Source organism: Paenibacillus shirakamiensis (assembly GCF_017874255.1).
Lineage (GTDB): Bacteria > Bacillota > Bacilli > Paenibacillales > Paenibacillaceae > Fontibacillus > Fontibacillus shirakamiensis.
The window spans coordinates 186,527-210,271 of record NZ_JAGGLD010000005.1; the positions used below are offsets into that span (position 1 = coordinate 186,527).

Here is a 23,745-nt window from a genome sequence, read left to right on the forward strand (position 1 = left end):
ACAAGTGAACAGTTAAAGAACTTTCTAACCTCATAGGTATTACCAATAAAAACCCCTTCTAAGCCTCTTAGAAGGGGTTTTACTCATGTAACTTTTATGGATAACTATCGTAATTATGCACTTTCTGTACTGAATTGGCTATTGTAAAGATCGGCATAGAAGCCTTGCTCCATCAGCAGTTCATGATGCGTTCCTTGCTCAATAACGGTACCATGATTCATAACCAGAATCAGATCTGCATCCCGTATGGTCGATAGACGGTGGGCGATTACAAAGCTTGTTCTGCCTTGCATCAGCTCATTCATTGCCTTCTGGATGAGCACTTCCGTACGCGTATCTACGCTACTTGTCGCTTCATCCAGTATAAGAATCGCTGGATCTGCCAGGATCGCACGTGCAATGGTGAGAAGCTGCTTTTGGCCTTGAGAAATATTCGAAGCTTCTTCATTCAAAATGGTATCATACCCCTCTGGAAGGGTCCGAATAAAATGATCAGCAAAGGCGGTCTTCGCTGCGTCCACTACCTCTTCCTCTGAAGCCCCTATGCGTCCATAAGCGATGTTGTCCCGGATGGTTCCATTGAATAGCCAAGTATCTTGCAAAACCATTCCAAACATCCCCCGAAGGTGAGCACGGGTCAGCTGAGTAATATCATTCCCATCAATGGTAATGCGTCCTGCATTCAACTCGTAAAAACGCATCAATAGATTAATAAGTGTCGTCTTCCCTGCACCTGTCGGGCCTACGATCGCAATAGTCTGGCCTTGCTTCACATTAATATTCATATCTTCAATTAACGTCTGGCCTTCCTTGTACCCGAACTTCACGTGTTCAAAAGCTACATTGCCGCGAACATCCACATTCGGTGCATCCGTGGCTCTTGCTTGTATGCCATTCGCTATTCTTGCTTCAGGCACTTCTTCTTCCTCATCCAGCAATTCAAATACACGTTCCGCTGAAGCCACTGTGGATTGAATAATATTTGCAATATTTGCAGTTTGAGTGATCGGCATTGTGAACTGACGAACATACTGGATGAAAGCCTGAATATCCCCAATCGTAATCGTATTTTTGGTCACCATAATGCCACCAATTACGCTGATCAATACATAACTGATGTTACCTATGAAACTCATCACAGGCATAATCATGCCCGAAATAAACTGCGCCTTCCAGCCTGATTCATACAGTCGCTCGTTAATCTCGTCGAATTTCTCAATAGATTTGTCTTCATGTCCAAAGGCCTTAATTATTTTATGCCCCGTATACATCTCTTCGACATGTCCATTCAGTTCGCCCAAATTGCGTTGTTGGCCGATAAAATGCTTCTGGGAACGTCCAGCAATTGCCTTAATACCTAGGAAGCTGAGTGGCAAGGAGACTAGCGCAATCAGCGTAAGCCAAGGGCTAATGGTCAGCATCATAACCAGAACCCCGATAATAGTAAGCACAGAAGTGATAAGCTGCGTTAAGCTCTGTTGCAGCGTCGTACTGATGTTATCCACATCGTTCACTGCACGGCTCAAAATTTCTCCATTGGTTCTGGAGTCAAAGTATTTCAGCGGCAGTCGGCCAAGCTTATCATTCACATCTCGGCGCAGATCATAGACGGTCTTTTGGGATACCCCGGCCATAAGAAACTGCTGAATGTAGGTGAACAAAGAGCTCAGCAGATACAGCCCTATTAAGATCATAATAATCTGCCAAATATAATCGAAATCGATATGGGCACCTGGAACGTGTTTCATTTTACCTATGAACCCTGTCAACAATTCTGTAGTAGCCTTCCCCATAATTTTAGGGCTGACAATACTGAAAATTGTACTGAGTACGGCCATCAAAATCACCAAAATAATCTGACCGCGGTGTGGACGAAGGTAGCCCATTAGACGTCTTAATGTACCTTTAAAATCTTTGGCTTTGTCCCCGGGCATTACCATCCCCGGTCCACCAGGGCCGTGCCCTCTTCCCATACCTCCGCCTGCTGGAGGTCCGGATTTGTGATTGTCACTCATGCGATCTCCTCCTCAGACAACTGGGATAATACAATCTCCCGGTATACGTTGCTCGTCTCCATTAATTCTTCATGTGTACCCATTCCCGCAATACGGCTGTGCTCCAGCACAATGATGCGATCGGCATCTTTGACTGTGCTTACGCGCTGAGCCACTATTAAGACCGTAGATTCCCCCGTCTCCTGCTTCAGGGCAGCGCGCAGTCTTGCATCTGTCTTAAAGTCCAGCGCGGAGAAGCTATCATCAAATATATAAATCTCGGGTTTACGAACTAACGCTCTAGCAATCGAAAGCCGCTGCTTCTGTCCACCAGATACATTGGATCCGCCTTGAGCCATGTGAGCATCGTATCCTTCTTCCATCTCTCCGATAAATTCAGCAGCTTGAGCAACCTTAGCCGCGTGAACAACCTCCTCTTCAGAAGCTTCCTGGTTACCATATCGAATATTATCGTTAATAGATCCAGAGAACAGCACGGCCTTCTGCGGCACAAAACCGATTCTCGAGCGAAGATCGGCCTGCGAGATTTCACGGATATCCTGACCGTCCACTTGAATCGAGCCGCTATCTACTTCATAAAAGCGGGGAATGAGGTGAATTAACGTTGTTTTCCCAGAACCCGTGCCTCCAATAATGGCGGTAACTTCGCCAGGATAAGCTTCAAATGTGATATCGGATAAGGCGGGTTCTTCTGCCCCTGGATAACTGAAGCTAACATTGTTAAAGGATACGTGTCCACGCTCAAGCGAAGCCTTCGCAGGCTCCACAGGATCTTTAATTACTGGAACCATATCAAGTACCTCATTAATCCGACTAGCAGAAGCAGCAGCTCTCGGAATCATGACGAACATGACGGATACCATGATGAACGAGAACATAATTTGCATCGCGTATTGGAGGAAGGCCATCAAATCACCAACCCCCATATAGCCCCCATCAATACGTTTTCCTCCGAACCAGATGATGGCAATCGATGAAATATTCAGAACCAACATCATTACGGGCATCATCGCCGCCATGATTCGGTTCACCTGAATACTGGTGTCTGTCAGGTCTTTATTGGCCTTTTTGAAGCGTCCTGCTTCATGTCCCGTCCGATTAAAAGCACGAATGACCCGAATTCCAGTGAGCCCTTCACGTAATACGAGATTAAGGCGGTCAATTCGCTTTTGTATAATTTTGAACAGAGGTATGCCCCGACTTGCAATCAAGAAGATTGCGCCCATTAGCACAGGAATAACCACTAGAAAAATAATGGATAACGTTTTGTCCTTGGACAAAGCCATAATAATTCCGCCAACTGCTAGGAGTGGTGCACTAACCATCATCCGCATCATCATTAACAGCACTTGCTGAATTTGGGTTATATCATTGGTCGTCCGCGTGATTAAAGAAGCCGTACCGATTTTATCGAACTCTTCTAGAGAGAAACGCTCCACATGGGAGAAAACGCTGCTTCTTAGTTTCTTCCCGAAGCCTGTTGCAACCTTGGAAGAGAAATAACTGGCCGCTACAGATGCCGCCATACCAATAATTGAGATACCTAGCATATACAAGCCAATTTTTTCAATATACCGAATGTCTCCCTTGACCACACCTCTATTTACGATGTCAGACAATAAGGTCGGTAAGTATAAATCAGCCATCGATTGAAGAAATACTAATAGAATCACGAACCCTACAAACAGTCGATAGGGTTTTAGGAATCGGAAAATCTTAATCACAATGCGCTCATCTCCTTCATTCAGCTTTGTCCGGTCGATTACTCATAAACTCCGCCACTTCTTCTAACAAATCTGCCAACTGCTCACTTCGCTGCGTACCCAGATGTTCGATGAGATCATCAAACCTTCCGAACAAGGCTTCCCTAGCCTTAGCAATAGAGGCATGCCCTTCATCGGTCAGAGTCACACGGACTACTCTACGATCATCTTGATCCATACGCCGCTCAACTAATCCTTGTGTCTCTAGGCTGTTGATGAGCTGAGTAACTGTAGGAGATGTAACCTCAAGCCCCGAACTTATCTCGGATATAGTCATGCCGAGTGCATTGAAAGACAAACCTCGCTTAACATAGAACAGCAATTTCATTTCACTCGGTCGATGGGATGCTTCGGCTCCCCGTCTCCAATTCGCTTTCCTCACACGATCAAAGGCACGGAATAAACGCTGACCGGTGGAATGTTGTTCATGAGAACTCAATTCAAGTCCCCCCTTTAGTTATACAGTATAATAATTAGGTAACCTAATATATTGTAAGGCTAATTATAAGAACACCGAATAGGAAAGTCAAGACGGGATTACTTACAAAAAATCCACACTTAAGTCCTCTTTAAAGGCTATAGTGTGGATCTCATATAGGCTTGGCGCAACAGTTACTCTTGACTCTGAATTAGAAAGAGAGCCGCCGTATCAAGGCTCTATAGGGGGAGCTACCTTCGTAGGAATTTGCTTGGCATCCTTGGCTTGATTTGGATTTCTATGGGGTAAATCATTTAGACTTTTGAACGTATATCCTTGTTTGCGTACATTATCAATAATCGCTCTGAGCACTTCTGCATTGTCCTTCGATACAGAATGAAGAAGGAGGACCGTACCCGGATGAAGTTGACCCATTACTTTCTGATACGCATATTCCCCACCCTTCTGATCTTTCGTGTCCCAATCTTTATAGGCCGCAGACCAGAATACACTTGTATAGCCTTCTTTGGCAGATACACGAAGCGTTCGATCATTAAAAATTCCTCGTGGAGGTCGTACAAAAGCCATTTCCTGCACCCCCGTTAAGTCTGCCACTCCCTTCTTCACTTGTGCTAGCTCACTTATGATCTTCTCATCGGATACGGTAGTCATATCGGGATGACTCCAAGAGTGATTGCCAATCAAATGACCTTCAGCGACCATACGTTTGATGAGTTCTGGCTGATCTTTGATGTAGTGACCTGTGACGAAAAAGATAGCGGGGACCTGTTTGGACTGGAGCGTATCAAGAATAGAAGCCGTGTACCCATTCTCATAACCATTATCAAAGGTTAAGTAGATTTCCTTTTGCTTGGTATCCCCGGTAAATATCGCACCATTCTTATCAATAATGTCTTTGAAGCCCTCTTCATTTATAGAAGGCATACTGCCCTTTACACTTTTCTTAAATCCGAAATGAAATGGCTGATCCGCAGATGTTGCCGCAGGTAAGGACATACTGATAGCACATGCCATGACCACAGATAAAAATATACGTCTCATCGGTTATCTCCCTTTCATGGTTTTCACTGTATATTCTTTAATGTCTGTCCGTATCCATGGTTCTATACATTCTATATCTCTGTCCATCTCGAAAAGATGATGAGCCTAGCCAAATATAGTATGATCAATGTTAGGAATAGAAAGGTAGGTAATGTATGGAGACGAACCCCAAACCCTCTGCTAAAAAAAATCCTTTATGGTATATCGGAGCCTTTGTGCTTCTCCAAGGTAAATACCTGCTAGCGCTACTTAAATTTAGCAAGTTAGGTGGCGTACTATTATCCATGGCGATTTCCGTTGGCGCCTATGCAATCATTTTCCCATGGAGCTTCTCTATAGGTCTCGTCTCACTCCTGCTCATTCATGAATTAGGTCATGTTATTGCTGCTAAGCAGAAGAAACTACCTGTATCTGCTCCCTTGTTCATTCCTTTTTTGGGTGCACTGATTACGATGAAGAGGAACCCAAGAGATGCTCAGACGGAGGCCTATATTGCTTTAGGCGGACCGATTTTGGGGAGTATAGGTGCCCTAGGATTTTTTATAGCTGGCTATATGCTCGATAATGAGCTTTTATATCACCTTGCCAATGTAGGATTCTTCTTGAATTTAATTAATTTGCTCCCGATTCAGCCGCTAGATGGTGGACGCATTGCTACTGCTGTCTCTAGATGGTTATGGGCTGTAGGATTAGTCGGGGGATTATTCGTCATTATCTATATGAGAGCTCCGATATTTATGGTCATCTGGGCCTTATTTGCTTGGGATCTGTATCAAAAGTACGGACGACGTCGGAAGAATGATCCGACTACCCACATCGGAGGAGCTTTTGATCTTTCGGTGGAGGAACTGCGCCTAACAGGCGCCATTATTCCAGGGACAGAACATCATAGGGAACTTCCCTTCACTACGTACAGTACACTCGATGGACAACAAGTCGTTTTAGCTACTTGGGATGCACTTCAGTTCGAAGGACTGATTCATGTGCCAAGACAGATGATCATTCATAAAGTAAAAGTGGTTGGCGTAGAACATCAACAGCAAGAAGATGGCCTCCATCTAAAAATCAAGTGCCAAGTGGAATGTTCACCTTATGAGAATGATCGATACTATGAGGTCCCTACCCATGTGCGCATCAAATTCGGCACAACGTATGCCCTCTTAGCCGTTGCTCTTGCCTACATGATGTGGTTTACACACACGATGACTACATGAAGCTTAGGCTTATTTCTTCTAATGTTAACAACCGCTCTCCATATGGGGAGCGGTTTTGTGTTTAATTTCAGCAGATTAGGAATACACCGTATGCTCATAACAGGTTGCTCACTTTTTTTATCAGCTACCTGTATACTTTTGTCCCCTAGAACCGTTATAGAAACGAAAGGAGGCCAAAGACGTGAGCTCCCAAGAAGAACAATGGACCCAGATTCACATGAATAAACTTTATCATTATCTAGTGAAACGGGGAGCATCTCGGGAAGATGCCAAAGATATCGTCCAAGAAGCATTTTACCGATCCTTCCTATATGCTTCAGGGATACCGATTGCTCAGCGTGCTGCTTGGATTTTCAAAGTAGCTCTTCATCTCCACTATGACATGCACCGTGTCTCGCATCGAACCAGAGCTTTCTCTCCAACGGAGGAAACCACCTCATCTGAGCGAACTCCCGAAGACCACTGCTTACACCAAGAATCCATCGAAGACTTACATAGAGTAATGAATACACTCTCCCCCACCTACAAGACGATGCTGCAACTAAGATACGATGAAGAACAAAGTTACCAAGAGATTAGCGATGCTATGAACATGACCCCTAGCACCGTTAAAACCTACTTAGCACGAGCAAAAAAACAGCTAGCCAAGCTGTATAGGAGGCTGAATAATCATGAATGAGCATGAGCATGAGCTTGAACAAGGACAGAAGGAATACCACAACTCAACCGATGACCCTTTTCAAAAAGGAACCGTCCAACGCATGTTCGTGCGGGCCAATCGCATAACCTTGTTAAGGAATATTTTTATTTCCACCCTAGTAAGTCTGATGCTACTTACAGGCATTTATCTGATCAATGAATATCTGCTTCGAAAGACGGGCTGGAACATCATTTCCCCATTAGAGCTCAACAAACGTATAACGGGACCCAACCTATACATGGATAAACCTCAGATTCATAAAGGCTTGCTTCGAGGTTCCGTAACCTTTCAAGAGTATAAAGTGATTGAGAACAGAGTTATCCCTTGGGACGATCATGATTTGCAGTATAATTTGTTGTTCTCTAGAAAAGCCGAGATTCTGAGCGGAAGTAGTGCGGAAGTTCGAATAGAGGAGGAAGGGCAGACTCGATTCATGAATGACAAAAGTGGCGAAAGGCAGATGCTCTTTTACCATCCAAGCCTGAAGTACAAGAACTACATGCAAGATCTTACCTTACTCAATCAGATACATGAAGACTCTTATATTGAGATGGGAATTTCCCTAGATAAAGGGTATACGCTGCAAGAAGTTGACCACATGCTCCCATCTGGAGTGCATCCAACTTGGTATTGGGTGGACAGCTATAACTCAGGGGATCTCGAGCTTATGAAAAATAACCCCTTACGTGCCGAAGAACTATACGGTTTTCAAGATTATTCGGATCGATTATCAAAAGGAACTCGAAATACGGAAGCCACTTTCCTAAAAGACGTTCAAAATGTGATGAAATGTTCTAATGTCTACTACGCTACGCAGGCAACAAAAGTATATCAAGCTGCCCAATCCCATCAACAACGTGGCATGATTATTGGCCTTGTCGTCACCGGGACTCGGGATCAGCTCACACAGCTACAGCGTATCCCCACCATCAAAGCTGCTGCGCTAGGAGCAACGGTGGATAAGTACTAAGTTGTCTTTTGAATTTTAACGGTCATCACCGAGTTATTCGGACATATTACGAGCAATAATCTTTGTCATAGCATGTTGATGCGGAATACCGGATGATGTACAGTCAAAAATAACCTCTGAACTGTCTATAATTTGCCAGTCTCTATAATGCGTGATGAGTTCGCCGGAGTGCCAAGCATAGGCGTTCTCTTCATGTTCTGGAGGCGGAGCGATAAACGGCTTGTCCACAAAAACATTCATAATATGCATCCCCTGTTTGTTAGTAAACTTTTTATAATTGTTGAGAATTTCAGTTCTGCTTTCTTGCGCTATGTAGTGAAGAACGCCACTTGAATAGATAATGTCATAAAAGGATTGTAACCGATAATCAAGGATATCGGCCTTATGAGTTTCGACTTTAACACCCCAACGATCTGCAAGCTTCCTCGTTTTGGAAATTCCTGCATCCGAGATATCCATAGCAGTAACATGGTACCCATTTCTTGCGAAAAAAACGGCATCTTTCCCCTCTCCACATCCTATATCCAACAGTCTGAGGTACCTAGAGGGTGGCATCCATTGTAGAACTTGATAACAAGCAGAGTTCGGCTCCATTCCCCAATAATACTCATCCGTCTTGTACACCTCTTCATAGATGCTAACCGGGCGATCCTCATACAGATATCCCAGCAATTTGTCTGTGCTTACTTTGAGAATTCTGGATAACTCAGGCAATAATGAGATATCAGGCATAGTCTGTGCATTCTCCCATTTCGATACCGCTTGAAAGGATATGCCAAGCATCTGTCCCAATTGTTCCTGCGTCAGGTTACTTTCCTTCCGATAGCGATATATATTTCGTGCTAATGTCTCTTTCATTGGATCACGCTCCTTTATAGGCTTCATTGTAGGGAGATTAGAAAAGCACTACAATAACCTACACTTTGAGATTTTTAACAACTCAACCTGAAGTTGAATTCTTGCATCCGCAAAGAATGAATTATACAAAAAAAGGGATGCTCCCTCAGGAAGCACCCCAAATTTGATTCAATTTTAACTATCTATTTCATCCTCAGCACCCGGTTGGGCCAATCTGCTCTTTTTCACACCATACGTGAAGTAAATTATTAGACCAAGCACCATCCAAATTAAAAAGGCTTCCCAGGTAACAGCCGGCAGGCTTACAAGCAGATATCCACAAGAAAGGATGGCTAAAATCGGAATGAGGGGAACTAAGGGCACCCGGAAAGAGCGACTCAAGTCTGGTCGAGTTCTACGCAGAATGATAATCCCCAGCGATACCGAAATGAACGCAAACAGAGTTCCGATGCTTACCAAATCCGATAGTTTGTCCAATGGGAGCACGCCTGCAAAAATCGCTACGATAATGCCTGTAGACCAAGTACTAATGGAAGGTGCCTGAGTCTTGGCATTCAACTTAGAAAGTCCTTTAGGCAGCAGACCATCGCGGCCGATCGAATACAGTAGACGGGTCTGTCCATAGAGCAACACGAATAGCACAGTTGTAATGCCTACGATTGCACCTAAGGAGATAAATCCAGCTACCCAGTCCTGATGAATGAATTGAATAGCGAATGCCACCGGATTTTTCACATTTAGCTCGGTATAAGGCACGATGCCTGTAAGCACCAGGGTCACTAGTACATATAGAATACCGCATACAATTAGAGAATAAATAATTCCTCGCGGCAAATCACGTTGCGGATTACGGACTTCTTCTGCTGCTGTAGCGACAACGTCAAATCCGATATAAGCAATAAAAGCAGTGGCTGCCCCTGTAATTACACCGCCGAATCCAAACGGCATAAATGGACTCCAATTCGAAGGTTTTACATAGAACACACCTACAACCAAAAAGAGCACAATAACCGCTATTTTGATAATAACCATAATGGCATTGAGCCTTGTAGATTCCTTCGCTCCTCTAGATACAATAAACGTAAGCAGAAGCGCGATTGCTACAGCAGGTAAATCGAAGTACGTTCCTGCTCCCGAATTATAGGCACTGGTCAGGGCTTTTGGTATATGAATGCCGACCCCGGACAATAACCCCTGAAAATAACCAGACCATCCGCTTGCTACCATCGCCGCAGCAAAACCATACTCTAGAATCAAGTCCCAGCCGAGAATCCACGCCACTAGCTCTCCAAATGTCGCATAGCTATACGTGTAGGCACTCCCTGATATAGGTACCATAGAAGCAAACTCTGCATAGCACAGCGCACAAAATGCACAGACAATACCCGCTATAATGAAGGATAATACCAGAGCCGGTCCAGCATGCTGGGCAGCGGCTACGCCAGTCATGACAAAAATTCCCGTTCCTACTACGCAACCTACACCAAGCATCGTAAGGTCGAAAGTGCCCAGCTCTTTTTTCAACGTACCGTCTTTGCTTTGACGCTGACGCATCATCGCTTGAATTGATTTTTTTCGCATCATATTCATAATTCAAAAAACCCCTGACTATCAAGTAATAGATGTCGCAGGCAACCAACAGTCTACGAACTCCTATTATACTCAATTATCAGAGGAAGCAAGAGGGCTTTAATGCCTAGAAGCGCTAAATAGTCCTTGTAATTATTTACAATCGTTATTTTTTAACCATCTATTGTAGTAGATTATATTATTTACGCCTAATCTGCCGCCATTCGACGAGACAGATCAGATACCACTTCGTCCATTGTAATCTGAGCCAGTTCCTTTTCCATAGCTTGTTGCGCCCGATGAAATGAGCTTTCTAGAGTACTTTGAATGTTACGCCCTACACCGCAGTCTGGATTAGGATTGCCATGAATGGAAAATAAATCGTCTGATATATCAATTTGCACTGCTTGGTATACTTCGAGCAGCGTGATATGGCTTAAGGGCCTGGTTAGCTTCGCCCCGGGTACACCAGGTGAGGTCGTGAGTAACTCAGCTCGGCTGAGCATCCCAATAATCCGGCGAATCACTACGGGATTCGTATTGACACTCCCCGCTATATATTCGGAAGTAATCCGTCCTTTTTCCAAATCAATTAGGGAAAGAATATGCACTGCTACGGAAAAACGGCTACTAATCGCCATACGGCTCGCCCCCACTCTCTATATCATGATGATTACTCATTCTATTATATCAACATCTGTCAGTCTATGGGGCGTCAATCCCCTTTAGCTCCTGTCTGGTATACCGAATCCATTCCCTTGCCGCAAAAGAAAGATAGCGATCTTCTCGCCAAATCATCCCTAAATTCCATGGAATCGAAGGGCTCGCAAGCTCTAAGATGGAGATGCGGCTCTGATCGACATCTCGGCAAATTGTCTCCGGCAGCAGGGCAATACCTAAATTAGCCGCGACCATCTCGCTAATCATATCCCACTGGGAACTTTCATAGATTACTCGGGGCTGGAATCCTTCCCGGGCGCAGGCCGCAATAATACGATCGTGAAGCACGAAATCCTCCCGAAAAAGAACAAAGGACTGCTGCTCTAACTCAGCCATCGATATGATTTTTTTGGATGCCAGAGGGTGTGAAGGATGGAGTAGTAGGTTCAGTTTTTCCTCCACAAAAGAAAAGGACTTCAGCCCTTCTACCTGCACAGGAAGGACCGCCACTCCTACGTCCAGCTCCCCGCTCGCCACATCTGCCTCCACTTTCTTCCCTCCATCTTCAAATAACTGAATCGTAATCTGAGGATATTGCGCGTGAAAGTCACCAATAACCTTAGGGAAAAAGCTAGCTCCTACCATAGGAGGGAGTCCAATTCTCAAATGTCCCTGCTTCAAATTCCTGAGATCATCCAATTCCGCGGACACATGCTGAAAGGCCGTAACAATTTGCTGCGCTTGCTTGACTAAAATGACCCCCGCATCCGTGAGTTCAATGCGCTTGCCCACTCGGTCAAAAAGCACAACGCCCAGCTCTTCCTCCATTTGGCGGATGGTCTTGCTAATGCTTGGCTGGGTTATATACAGCGCTTCAGCCGCTTTCGTGAAGCTCTGCTGACGAGCGACTTCAATAAGATACTGCATTTGACGAATATCCATGAACAAGCCTCTTTCACATAACCATTTGGAATGATAAGTATTCAATATATGCATTATACCTATGAAAAGAATAAGTGTAAACTTTCAGTAACGAATGAAATTACGGAAAAGAGGCCCTTCGGATGTTCAAATTCAAATCCCTGCTCATAGGGATCCTGCAAGTTGGTCTGCTGTTCCTGATCTCCATAGCTATGAACACATTGGTGGATTTGATGCACATTCCCATTCCCGGCAGTATTGTTGGCATTGTACTTATTTTTATCTTGCTTCAGACCCGTGTTATTCGCCTGGAATGGATTGAACGCGGGGCGAACTGGTTACTTGCTGAATTACTTCTATTCTTCATCCCTTCCGCAGTCGGAGTGATGAAATATATCCCTTTAATGGAGACCGATGGTCTGCGCATCCTGGTTGTTGTGATCTTCAGTACCTTTGCAGTTATGCTAAGTGCTGGACTTACAGCCTCTGGAATTACCCGTAGAAAGGAGAAGCGATTATGATTACCGGACTCCTCTGTCTGCTCATTACGATTAGCTTGTACTGTCTATGCAAAAAAGGGTATCGTCGCCGTCCGCGAATCTATCTTTCTCCCCTGCTAGTTACGCCTGTGGTGCTTGTCATCGGACTACTGGTCACTCATATTCCTTATGAGACCTATAATAATGGAGGACAATGGCTTAATCATCTCCTTCAGCCTGCAACGATTGCATTTGCCATTCCGTTATTCAAATACTATCAAGTTCTCAAAAAACATGTAGTTGTCATTCTAATTAGTGTCTTGTCAGGTTCCCTGATGGCCATGTTCTCTTCAGCCCTGTTAGCCCAAAGTATGCATTTGGACACTGCACTTGTGAACAGCCTAGTTCCTCGTTCCGTAACTACCCCCATTGCTATGAGTGTCTCCCAGGTTATTGGCGGTGTGCCGAATATGACTGCTGTATTTGTTATTATTACTGGCCTTCTCGGCACCATGATTGGCCCCCTTATTGTGAAATGGTTCCACATCGATAACGAAGTCGCTCGCGGCGTTCTTCTCGGTACGGGGGCTCACGGTACAGGGACTTCCAAAGCTTTCGAATTCAGTTCACTCACCGGAACGATCTCTAGTATTTCCATGATCATTGCCGCCCTGTTCACTTTAGGTGCCGCGCCTTTTATAATTTCATGGTTATTTTAATTTCATTGAATCTTCCAGCGCCCACAATTGGGAATGGTATCATTCTCATTTCAAGAACGCCTAATCCACAATTATTTTCAAATATTACAACTATGCAGTCAAAGCTTTCTTATAAAGAATGCATTGACTGTTTTTTTGCTATATCAACCCTTCCATTTCCCGCATAAACCAGTCCATATTGGGACAACCTCCACCTATATGGAATATGAAATGAACAGAAGTCAAGTTTATTTCTTCCAAGTACAGAAGGAAGTGGAGGAATTTCTCGATGAGTGCGCGCGCCATATGGATTAACGTGCTGGTTGTACTGATTGTTTTAGCCGGGGCTGGAGCAGGCATATACTACTACAATCAGAATGCTAACTTTGTAAAAACAGACAACGCTCAGGTAGGAGGCCAGACGATTAGTATTTACGCTCCGGTTGCTGGCAAGCTTACCACATGGAACGCCAAGGTGGGTCAAGCATATAGCGCCGGACAACGAATCGGATCGATTCAATCTGCGGCAGGTGCAACCGATATTACCATTCCACTTGCTGGAACAATTGTGCAGCAAAGTGGCGTTCCACATTCTTTTGTCGCTGCGGGTACTTCGCTCGGGCGAGCCTATGATTTTGATAATTTATGGGTTACTGCCAATATCGATGAGACGAGCATTCCGAACATTCAAGTGGGACAGACGGTCGATGTCTATGTCGATGCGTTTCCAAGTAATACACTAACGGGAAAAGTCGATAGTATTGGTCTAGCCACTTCCGGGACGTTTTCCTTACTGCCAACTTCCAACTCCAATGCGAATTATACAAAAGTAGCTCAAGTGATCCCTGTAGTGATTACCATTGAGGGATATAAAGGGCTGGGTCTAGTCCCAGGTATGAACGCCACAGTAAAAGTACACATTTAAAGGAGAACTCCTCATGGAAAATTTCTCGCTCGGGAGAATCCTATCCGTTCTGATGCTTGGCGCCTTCATTTCTATCTTGAATCAGACTCTGCTTAATGTAGCGATCCCCCATCTCATGAACGATTTTAATGTCTCGGCTACGACAGTTCAGTGGTTATCCACCGCTTATATGCTGGTGAATGGCGTGCTCATTCCCATTACGGCTTATCTGATTAACTCTTTTGGAACACGCTTTCTTTTCATTTCTGCCATGGTCTTGTTCGGGGCGGGTTCGGTAATCTGTGCTGGAAGCCCCACCTTCTCTATCATGCTCCTTGGACGGATTGTTCAAGCGAGTGGAGCCGGAATCATCATGCCTCTTGTGATGAACGTATTCCTAACTGTATTCCCTCCTGAGCGGCGCGGTGCAGCCATGGGAACGATGGGCATTGCAATGATGTTCGCACCCGCTATCGGCCCTACGCTATCAGGTTGGGTTGTTCAGAATTATACGTGGCGAATTTTATTTATCATGGTAATACCGCTTACGCTACTCGATATCGTGCTGGCTCTAATCTGGCTACGTAACGTGTCGAAGCTGTCTAAGAGCAAATTCGATACGCTTGGAGCCATGTTCTCTACTATTGGATTTGGCTCGCTGTTATATGGCTTCAGTTCTGCGGGGAGTAAAGGATGGGATAGTGCAGTCGTGGTTATTACGCTAGTGATTGGTGTGCTTTTCACCTTATTTTTTGTACTGAGGGAACTATCGATGAAGAATCCCATGCTGGAGTTCCGTGTCTTCAAATACGATATCTTCACGATTTCTACCTTCGTAGGTTCTGCCGTAAATATGGCCATGTTCGGTGCCATGCTTCTGCTCCCGATCTATTTACAGAACATACGCGGCTTCTCCCCGCTAGACTCTGGGCTGTTACTACTCCCCGGAGCGTTGTTGATGGGGATCATGTCTCCTATATCCGGTATTATTTTCGACCGAATTGGGGCTCGCCCCCTTGCTATTGTGGGGTTGACCATTACCGCTATCTCTACATTTGAATTCAGCAGATTAACCGGGGATACCCCTTACAGCCATATCATGATGCTATATACGGTACGAAGTTTTGGCATGTCCCTTCTGATGATGTCTGTGCAGACCGAAGGTCTTAACCAGCTTCCTGCACATCTTGGCAGTCACGGCACGGCCATGTCCAATACAGTACGACAAATCGCTGGCTCCATTGGGACAGCACTTCTTGTCACCATTATGACTAGCAAGACTAAAGTCCATTTTGCTGAATATGGCAACACCTTAACCACCGCAAACCCCATTGCCGTAGATAATATGAATGGACTAGGTCAAAGTCTAAGTGCTATGAGCGGAATTCCTCCAGCAACAGGGCAAGCCTTAGGCCTCCAAGTCATTTCAGGTTTGGCTAATAAGGAATCGACGATTCGCGGGATTAACGATGCCTTTGTCGTAGCCACTTGGTTCGCTGTGGCGGGACTGCTGTTGTCGTTCTTCTTACGTAGAGCAGTGCGCCCTAAGCGTATGAAAATTGCTGATACTGCATCACCTACAGAGCCGCAAGCTCAACTTCCTTATAGAGACTGATATGAGTAGAGAGTTGTCTATAATCGTGTTCATGCACTATAAGCTGCACTTCTCGTGAGATGCTGAACGAACAGCTCCTTCCTTTGCTATAGGAGGAGCTTGTTTTGCAATCATGATTATGTGTTTTTCGAATCATCTTGAACAAGCTGCATACTTATCGCCTCAGGATTGTGATAGGATAAAGGAAGAATTTGCCCTATATCTCTTCAAATCGGAAGGATTGTGAAACCCATGGTACAAGAGTCTCTATATGAAGCATTGAACGAGCAATTTAATTTTGAACTCCATTCTGCACATGTTTATTTAGCCATTGCGGGATACTGCTCCTCCATTAGTTGGGATGGATTTGCGAACTTCTTCTTAGTTCAATCCGATGAAGAACGTTATCATGCATCCAAACTATATAAGTTCCTCAATGACCGGGGCAGACGTGTTACTTTGAGCGCTTTGGAAGAGCCTAAGAACGACTACTCCTCCATTCTCGATGCCTTTGAACACGCTTATCAGCATGAAAAGCTAAATACACAGCGAATTTATCGTCTATCGGACATTGCACTGGATCAAAGGGAACATGCTACACTTCAATTTCTGAACTGGTTCGTTGAAGAGCAAGTGGAAGAAGAAGCACTCTTCGATGGAATTATCCAAAAGCTCAAACGCATTGATGTGAATAGCACAGCCTTCTTCGAATTGGATAAAGAGTTCTCCAATCGCTCGTTCACCGCACCTTCTAATTAAGATACAGTAAGCGACACCTAGTTAATCACAATAAGTATGATGATTACAATAAGCCATTAATACATCCCTCTCGAAAGGTAACTTTCGGAGGGATTTTATCTGCCAATAAACTGTGCTTGAATTTGTAACAGTTAAATTGTATACTGAGCATGTCATCAGAGAGGAGGGGTACATCATGAGCGAAGATAAGGTTCTAGGTTCCCCGAATTTTAAGTGGTTTGGGCTGGCTATACAGTCGCTAGTGGTACTCTCTAAGTGTCCGGAAAGCTGTCCTAGTGGCGAAATTGCAGCGCGAGTGAAGTCTGAGGCAACGATGCTACGTCGAATTCTGTCGAGACTCGCATGCCAAGGTATTTTGGAGACTAGGGAAGGCCGTGTGGGTGGATATCGACTGAAGCGAGCTCCTGAAGAGATTACGCTGGAAGAAGTCTATCTTGCACTTCAAGCAGGGGAATCATTTTGCAGTCCTATGTTAGAGACTACAGGGGATCATGCTTTTGGTCGTGAGATGCACGCTTCATTTTTCAATATTATTGGCGAAGTGAATGAGCATGTACTCATTGTGCTTCGAAAATATACGATTGCTGACTTGATGTAGAAGCCAACGGATCTTTTCTTCATACATGCTTCTGTATTAGATTTACCAACCACTTGATTGCTTTCCTTAATCTATATTGGCATTAACTGTGTATTATCTGACACAGTATGTATATGAATGAACCCATTTATTCTTCCAGCAGCTTAGCTTCTAGGGAGAGTGACGCTTTAAACTGTGCATATACTTGTCACAGTATACATCATATTTGGAGGTTGATATTTATGAGTAACCCAGTTCAATTCGAAACTAGTGATTTATTTACCCTGCTTGAAGAAAGACGTTCTGTAAGAGCCTATGATCCTAATCACCGCATTTCACGTGAGGAATTGACAGAAATCCTTGAACTTTCTTCCAAGGCTCCTTCCTCTTCCAATCTTCAACCTTGGCGGTTCCTTGTTATTGATGATCCTGCCATTCAAGAACAACTCTTACCCATTGCTAACAATCAGCAACAAGTCAAGGACGCTTCAGCTATCATCGCGGTACTCAGTGACCTTAAATCTTACGACAAAGCAGAGGCGATCTATGGGAAAGGTGTAGCTTCGGGACATCTAACCGAAGAAATCAAGACTACTATGGTAGAACGTATAGTTAATATGTACGGAAGTCTTCCAAAGGATAAATTACACAATATTAATTTATTGGATGCGGGTCTGGTGTCTATGCAATTGATGTTGATAGCTAAGGCAAAAGGTTATGACACGGTACCTATGGGCGGATTTAACGCAGAGAAATTCTCTGAATTCTTCACTCTGCCAGACACATTGGTCCCAGCTGTTCTGATTGCTGTTGGTAAAGCCGCTGGTCCTGCCCGTGCTACGGCTCGCTTGTCCGTTGAAGAGACTACATTTTGGAATAGCGTGAACTAACAACGACAACAAGGAAACTCACAAAAAAAAGCGTATGCTCTCCCTAGAGGCATACGCTTTTTAGCTGTTAATAATTATTTTCAACCCAGCCCCCCCTAATTAAATAGAACTCCGAGTGCTATAGCATAAAAGTCTAAGGAGATTATTGTAAAAAATTGCATTTACATGTATTTTACATTCCAGTATAATCCAAATGTTCTTCAGTCTATATGGATTTATAATTAGGGGGGATCTTATGAGAAAAATTTGGTTTGTCAGCTTCGGTCTATTGGTTTTAATGTCTGGATTATTATTCGGAAGTGCTTCATCAGCTGATGCAGATGAGAATGTACTAGCTGTTACACCAGGATCTGATTATGTACTTTATACTACGTCTGACGGAAATCTCTACATTAATGGAATTGCCATTGGTAATCAGTTAAAGTGGGAAAGAAACTATTATTTTAATTATCAAATAGCCTGTTCTGGTGATCCTGCTCATACATGTGGCGCCTATACTACTAGAAACCAGAGCATTGTTGGAAAAGTAGCTGATTTGGATAAAAAATCTATTAGATATGGTTCATATAGTTCTACTTATACAGGTGAGGTACCTCATGCCTTTGAAGTGATTGTAGATAGAGCCCTCTATTCATACTTTTATTCTCATTTTGAGGGAGGACCTAACACTATACACGAAATTGATCAAACCGATATTACAGGAAAAGGCACTCCAAGATACACAGATGCTTTTGATAGCTCTGTACGATTAATTATTAATGCAGATACAGGAACAGTTGTCGATTTTAGCTCCCCTTTAAATTTTTACTATGGGAAAAATATCGAGAGGTATTCTTCTAGTTTTCAACCAGTGAATGCCATGAACTTAGCGGTCCCTTTGACTCCTAATACAGTTTCAACTAATCCATCTGATAAAAAGATAACTATAAGCTGGGCTGGCTCACTTAATGCTACCAAATATGAGATTGAAAGCAACGGAACTATTATCGGTTCGACCAGTACTACGACATATGAACATGCAGGATTAAATACAAATACCGCATACTCCTACCGAGTAAGAGCAATCAATTCAAAGGGTACAAGTGAGTGGAGCGATCCTGTCTCTACCCAAACTTTATTAACCATCCCCTCTGTAACTGTAAGCTCGACTAATGATGCTATTCTACTAAAGTGGAATGCTATAGAAAATGCAAGCAATTATGAAATAGAAGTTGATGGATCCGTTATGAATAATGGAAATAATACTTCTTATAATCACACAAATTTAGCGCCAAATACGGCTCATACCTATAAAGTACGAGCTAAAAATGATACAAATGCAAGTAACTGGACACCTGAAATAAAACAGCAAACCAAAACTCAATTACCGACGAATTTGACAGCTGTTGCTACTAGTAGTGCCGTAACTTTAACTTGGAATGCAGCCATCGGAGCTACAGGTTACGACATTGAAGTGGATGGTACTCTTGTAACAACTAACGCTTTGACCTACACGAAAAGCGGATTAACTCCCAATACAAGTCATTCGTTTAGAATCCGAGCTAAAAATAATGGTGGCGTAACCGAATGGACACCAATGACCACCCTACCGACCCTACTGGCTACTCCAACATTAACGCCTTCTGCGACAACCAATTCAATTACAATAACATGGCCAGAAATTGCTGGTGCGTCAGGGTATGAGGTCGAAGCAGACGGCCAGGTGATTGACAATGGTTCGTATACAAGTTTTGCGTTCATGGATTTAGTTGCAAATACCAATCATACTTTTAAAGCCAGGGCTAAAAATGATAACAATACCAGCGCTTGGACAACAGTGATTACAAAGTCTACAGCCCCAGTTGTGCCAACTAATCTGTCAAACACGATGACAAATACTTCCGTAACTCTAAACTGGACAGCGGTTACTGGAGCGACAGGTTATGATGTGGAAGTTGACGGTGTCATCGGATCCACTAGCTCCTTAACCTATACTAAGAACGGACTTGCAGCAAATTCAAATCATACCTTCCGTATTCGTGCAAAAAATAGTGGAGGTGCAAGTGATTGGACCTCTGCATTAAACGTACAAACTTTGTTAAATACGCCTGTTATGAGTCTAGTATCAACAAGTGATAGCATTACGTTGACTTGGCCAGCGGTTACAGATGCTTCAGGATATGACGTGGAGATCGATGGTTCCGTTATGAATAACGGCACTGATACGAGTTACAGTCATAAAAATTTAACTGCTAGCACAGCTCATACTTATAGAGTTAGAGCCAAGACTGCTACGAATTTGAGTCAGTGGACAACGCTAACCACTAGATCTACAGCCCCGCTTATGCCTACAAATGTGACTTCTACAGCAACGAATACATCGTTGACTGTCACATGGCCTGCAGTTGCGGGTGCAGCTTATGATGTCGAAGTCGATGGCATTATCGCTACAGGTGTTGCAGTGCCCTATACGAAAACGGGGTTAGCAGCTAATACACCCCATACTTTCCGTGTACGTTCTAAAAATAACAGTGGTGCGAGTGAATGGACTACTACTATAAATGCTCTAACACTATTAAATACTCCTGTGGTTACTTCAGCATCCACAAGTGATGCTATGACGTTGACTTGGGCAGATGTTAAAGATGCTACAGGTTATGAGCTGGAATTCGACGGAGCCGTCATAAATAACGGTACAAGCACTAATTTTATACAAAATAACTTAACCGCTAATACTTCTCATACCTATAAGGTACGAGCGATTAGTTCTTCGAATGCAAGTGCTTGGACAAACTTAATTACGAAATATACAGCACCTATTACTCCTACTAAAGTGAGCTCTATTTCAACAAGCACCTACATTACCCTCTCATGGACCGCTGTACCTGGAGCGACAGGTTATGATGTGGAAGTGGATGGAATTATAAATGCTGTAAGTACAGCAGAATTTACGAAATATAATTTACCACCAAACACTACCCATACTTTCCGTGTACGTTCTAAGAATAGCGGTGGAGTTAGTGAGTGGACCAATTCTCTAAATGTTCTAACACCGTTAAGTACTCCTGTGGTGAACTCAACAGCTACGAGTGATGCTATTACATTGAATTGGGTCGATATTAAAGATGCTACAGGTTATGAGCTAGAATTCGACGGAGCCGTCATAAATAACGGTGCAAACACTAGTTTTATACAAAGTAACTTAACTGCTAATACTTCTCATACCTATAAGGTACGAGCGATTAGTTCTTCGAATGCAAGTGCTTGGACGACCTTAGTCACAAAATACACAGCACCCGTTGTTCCTACGAATGTTAACCTCGTAGCAACAAGCTCTTACGTTACTCTCTCTTGGACAGCTGTAAATGGAGCTACAGGATATGAGGCAGAATTTGATGGGGTTATAAATGCCGTGAGTTCAGCAAGCTTTACCAAAATTAATTTGCCAGATAACAGTACACATACTTTCCGTGTACGCTCTAAAAATACGGGTGGAGTTAGTGAGTGGACCAATTCAGTGAATGTTCAGACATTGTTAAACACTCCTGTTGTGAATTCCACAGCTACGAGCAATGCTATTATGCTGAATTGGGCAGATATTAAAGATGCTACAGGTTATGATATTGAGGTAGATGGAACTGTAATAGACAACGGAACAAATACCAACTATACACACAGTAATCTGACACCGAACACTACTCATACCTATAAAGTTAGGGCTAGAACCTCTTCAAATGCGAGTGTATGGACAACCATTCTTACTAAATACACCGCACCTATTGTGCCAACTAATCTATCGAATACTGCAACGAATATTTCAGTTAACCTTAGCTGGACAGCTGTCGCTGGTGCAACCGCTTATGACATAGAGATTGATGGCGTAGTAGTAAATGCAGGCTCTGCAGCCAACTATACCAAAACTAACTTGCTTGCAAACACGAGTCATACCTTCCGTATCCGTGCTAAGAACACAGGCGGTGTCAGTGACTGGACTAATCTTATGAACGTCCAAACTTTACTTAATACTCCTGTACTAAGTTCAACGGCTACAAGTACATCTATCTTCTTGAATTGGATTGAGATTAAAGATGCGACAAGTTATGAGGTGGAAGTAGATGGAACTATCATTGATAACAGTGTAAATACTACCTATACGCATAGTAATCTTACAGCCAGCACGGCACATAACTACAGAGTTAGAGCTAAATCAGCTTTCAATGCGAGTGCTTGGACAGCCATACTTGCGAAATATACAGCACCTTTAATTCCAACAAATCTAACGTATACGGCAACCAATACATCGGTCACCCTGAACTGGACAGCCGCCGCTGGTGCAACTGCTTATGAGGTTGAAGTTGATGGCTCTATCGTGAGTTCAAGTGCTTCCGTAAATTATACAAAAACCAATTTGATTGCAAACACGAGTCATACCTTCCGTATCCGTGCTAAGAACACAGGTGGTGTCAGTGAGTGGACCAATTTGGTCAATGCACAAACTTTGTTAAATACGCCTGTTATGAGTCTAGTATCAACAAGTGATAGCATTACGTTGACTTGGCCGTCTGTTACAGATGCTTCAGGATATGACATGGAGATCGATGGTTCCGTTATAGATAACGGCACGGATACGAGTTACAGCCATAAAAATTTAACTGCTAGCACAGCTCATACCTATAGAGTTAGAGCCAAGACTGCTACGAATCTCAGCCAGTGGACAACACTAACCACCAAATATACAGCCCCACTTATGCCAACAAATGTGACTTCTGCAACAACGAATACTTCGTTGACTCTCACATGGCCTGCAGTTGCGGGAGCAGCTAGTTATGAGGTGGATGTCGATGGCGTTATCGCTTCAGGAGTTACCACACCGTACACAAAAAGTGGATTAGTTGCTAACACTAGCCACACTTTCCGTATACGTTCTAAGAATAGCGGTGGATTCAGTGACTGGACTACTTCCATAAATGTCCTAACACTATTAAATAATCCTGTAGTTACCTCGGCAGCCACAAGTGATGCCATTACGTTGACTTGGGCAGATGTTAAAGATGCTACAGGTTATGAGGTGGAATTCGACGGAGCCGTCATAAATAACGGTGCAAGCACTAATTTTACGCAAAATAACTTAAATGCTAATACTTCTCATACCTATAGAGTTAGAGCGATTAGCTCTTCGAATACAGGTGCTTGGACAAACTTAATTACGAAATATACAGCACCTATTACTCCTACTAAAGTGAGCTCGACTTCAACTAGCACCAACATCACCCTCTCATGGACCGCTGTACCTGGAGCGACAGGGTATGAGGTGGAAGTAGATGGGATTATAAATGCTGTAAGTACAGCAGAATTTACGAAATATAATTTGCCTGCAAACACCTCACATACTTTCCGTGTACGTTCTAAAAATAATGGCGGAGTAAGTGAATGGACAACTGTTCAGAACTTCTCTACACTCTTAACTACACCAGTAGCAACAGTTACAGCAGCTAAAGACTCCATTACGTTAACTTGGGGCGCTATTGCGGATGCTACAAGCTATGAGATTGAGGTAGACGGTGTAGTCAATGATATTGGAACAGATACTAGTTATACACAACAAGGGCTTTCACCTAATACAACTCATAAATACCGGATTCGCGCTAAGGGTGGTATGAACTACAGTAACTGGACTTCAGTGATTTCAAAAAACACTCTGACTTAATGCAAATT

Annotated in this window: 19 protein-coding genes; 11 read left to right on the forward strand and 8 right to left on the reverse strand. The window is 43.5% G+C overall.

Annotation, left to right across the window (positions count from 1 at the left end):
- Window positions 1-113: 113 nt before the first annotated feature.
- The 4 genes from J2Z69_RS14385 to pdaA form a co-directional block, all read right to left on the reverse strand.
- Window positions 114-2,015 carry an ABC transporter ATP-binding protein gene (locus J2Z69_RS14385; RefSeq protein WP_209864026.1) on the reverse strand — a complete coding sequence of 634 codons (1,902 nt, stop codon included), beginning with the start codon at window positions 2,013-2,015 and terminating at the stop codon, window positions 114-116.
- Window positions 2,012-3,739, reverse strand: a complete 1,728-nt coding sequence (locus tag J2Z69_RS14390) for an ABC transporter ATP-binding protein (protein WP_209864029.1) — start codon at window positions 3,737-3,739, stop codon at window positions 2,012-2,014. Before J2Z69_RS14390 ends, J2Z69_RS14385 begins: the two co-directional genes overlap by 4 nt.
- Window positions 3,740-3,755: 16 nt before the next feature.
- Window positions 3,756-4,217, reverse strand: coding sequence for a MarR family winged helix-turn-helix transcriptional regulator (locus J2Z69_RS14395; protein ID WP_209864032.1), 462 nt, complete (start codon window positions 4,215-4,217; stop codon window positions 3,756-3,758).
- Between the two features lie 210 nt (window positions 4,218-4,427).
- Window positions 4,428-5,258: a delta-lactam-biosynthetic de-N-acetylase gene (gene pdaA / locus J2Z69_RS14400; protein ID WP_209864035.1), complete on the reverse strand. Its 831-nt coding sequence runs from the start codon at window positions 5,256-5,258 to the stop codon at window positions 4,428-4,430.
- Between the two features lie 155 nt (window positions 5,259-5,413).
- Between pdaA and J2Z69_RS14405 the strand changes: the two genes are divergently transcribed.
- The 3 genes from J2Z69_RS14405 to J2Z69_RS14415 all read left to right on the forward strand — a co-directional run bounded on the left by J2Z69_RS14405 (window position 5,414) and on the right by J2Z69_RS14415 (window position 8,142).
- Window positions 5,414-6,472 (forward strand): site-2 protease family protein, encoded by a 1,059-nt coding sequence (locus J2Z69_RS14405; RefSeq protein WP_209864037.1) that lies wholly within the window; start codon window positions 5,414-5,416, stop codon window positions 6,470-6,472.
- Between the two features lie 181 nt (window positions 6,473-6,653).
- Complete coding sequence (locus J2Z69_RS14410) at window positions 6,654-7,151, forward strand: RNA polymerase sigma factor (protein ID WP_209864040.1); 498 nt, start codon at window positions 6,654-6,656, stop codon at window positions 7,149-7,151.
- Entirely contained in the window at window positions 7,144-8,142 is a 999-nt protein-coding gene (locus J2Z69_RS14415; protein WP_209864043.1) for an anti sigma factor C-terminal domain-containing protein, read from the forward strand. Before J2Z69_RS14410 ends, J2Z69_RS14415 begins: the two co-directional genes overlap by 8 nt.
- Before the next feature lie 33 nt (window positions 8,143-8,175).
- On the opposite strand, the gene J2Z69_RS14420 is transcribed toward J2Z69_RS14415, so the two are convergent.
- The 4 genes from J2Z69_RS14420 to cidR form a co-directional block, all read right to left on the reverse strand.
- Window positions 8,176-9,000 (reverse strand): methyltransferase domain-containing protein, encoded by an 825-nt coding sequence (locus J2Z69_RS14420; protein ID WP_209864046.1) that lies wholly within the window; start codon window positions 8,998-9,000, stop codon window positions 8,176-8,178.
- Window positions 9,001-9,174: 174 nt separating this feature from the next.
- Complete coding sequence (bcaP, locus tag J2Z69_RS14425) at window positions 9,175-10,590, reverse strand: branched-chain amino acid transporter BcaP (protein WP_209864050.1); 1,416 nt, start codon at window positions 10,588-10,590, stop codon at window positions 9,175-9,177.
- Window positions 10,591-10,778: 188 nt separating this feature from the next.
- Entirely contained in the window at window positions 10,779-11,210 is a 432-nt protein-coding gene (locus J2Z69_RS14430) for an Rrf2 family transcriptional regulator (RefSeq protein ID WP_209864051.1), read from the reverse strand.
- Between the two features lie 64 nt (window positions 11,211-11,274).
- Window positions 11,275-12,171, reverse strand: a complete 897-nt coding sequence (cidR, locus tag J2Z69_RS14435; protein ID WP_209864054.1) for a cidABC operon transcriptional activator CidR — start codon at window positions 12,169-12,171, stop codon at window positions 11,275-11,277.
- 122 nt (window positions 12,172-12,293) lie between these two features.
- Between cidR and J2Z69_RS14440 the strand changes: the two genes are divergently transcribed.
- The 8 genes from J2Z69_RS14440 to J2Z69_RS14475 all read left to right on the forward strand — a co-directional run bounded on the left by J2Z69_RS14440 (window position 12,294) and on the right by J2Z69_RS14475 (window position 23,737).
- Window positions 12,294-12,671: a CidA/LrgA family protein gene (locus tag J2Z69_RS14440; RefSeq protein WP_209864057.1), complete on the forward strand. Its 378-nt coding sequence runs from the start codon at window positions 12,294-12,296 to the stop codon at window positions 12,669-12,671.
- Window positions 12,668-13,348 carry a CidB/LrgB family autolysis modulator gene (locus tag J2Z69_RS14445; RefSeq protein ID WP_209864060.1) on the forward strand — a complete coding sequence of 227 codons (681 nt, stop codon included), beginning with the start codon at window positions 12,668-12,670 and terminating at the stop codon, window positions 13,346-13,348. The genes J2Z69_RS14440 and J2Z69_RS14445 overlap by 4 nt, the downstream gene beginning before the upstream one ends.
- 268 nt (window positions 13,349-13,616) lie before the next feature.
- Window positions 13,617-14,252: an HlyD family efflux transporter periplasmic adaptor subunit gene (locus J2Z69_RS14450; protein ID WP_209864064.1), complete on the forward strand. Its 636-nt coding sequence runs from the start codon at window positions 13,617-13,619 to the stop codon at window positions 14,250-14,252.
- A gap of 13 nt (window positions 14,253-14,265) precedes the next feature.
- Entirely contained in the window at window positions 14,266-15,846 is a 1,581-nt protein-coding gene (locus J2Z69_RS14455; protein WP_209864066.1) for a DHA2 family efflux MFS transporter permease subunit, read from the forward strand.
- 231 nt (window positions 15,847-16,077) lie between these two features.
- Window positions 16,078-16,584, forward strand: coding sequence for a ferritin (locus tag J2Z69_RS14460; RefSeq protein ID WP_209864364.1), 507 nt, complete (start codon window positions 16,078-16,080; stop codon window positions 16,582-16,584).
- A 175-nt stretch (window positions 16,585-16,759) separates the two neighbouring features.
- Window positions 16,760-17,182 carry an Rrf2 family transcriptional regulator gene (locus J2Z69_RS14465; protein ID WP_209864069.1) on the forward strand — a complete coding sequence of 141 codons (423 nt, stop codon included), beginning with the start codon at window positions 16,760-16,762 and terminating at the stop codon, window positions 17,180-17,182.
- Between the two features lie 221 nt (window positions 17,183-17,403).
- A complete protein-coding gene (locus tag J2Z69_RS14470; protein WP_209864071.1) occupies window positions 17,404-18,051 on the forward strand; it encodes a nitroreductase family protein in 648 nt (215 codons plus the stop codon).
- Between the two features lie 235 nt (window positions 18,052-18,286).
- Window positions 18,287-23,737, forward strand: a complete 5,451-nt coding sequence (locus tag J2Z69_RS14475; protein WP_209864074.1) for a fibronectin type III domain-containing protein — start codon at window positions 18,287-18,289, stop codon at window positions 23,735-23,737.
- Window positions 23,738-23,745 lie beyond the last annotated feature (8 nt).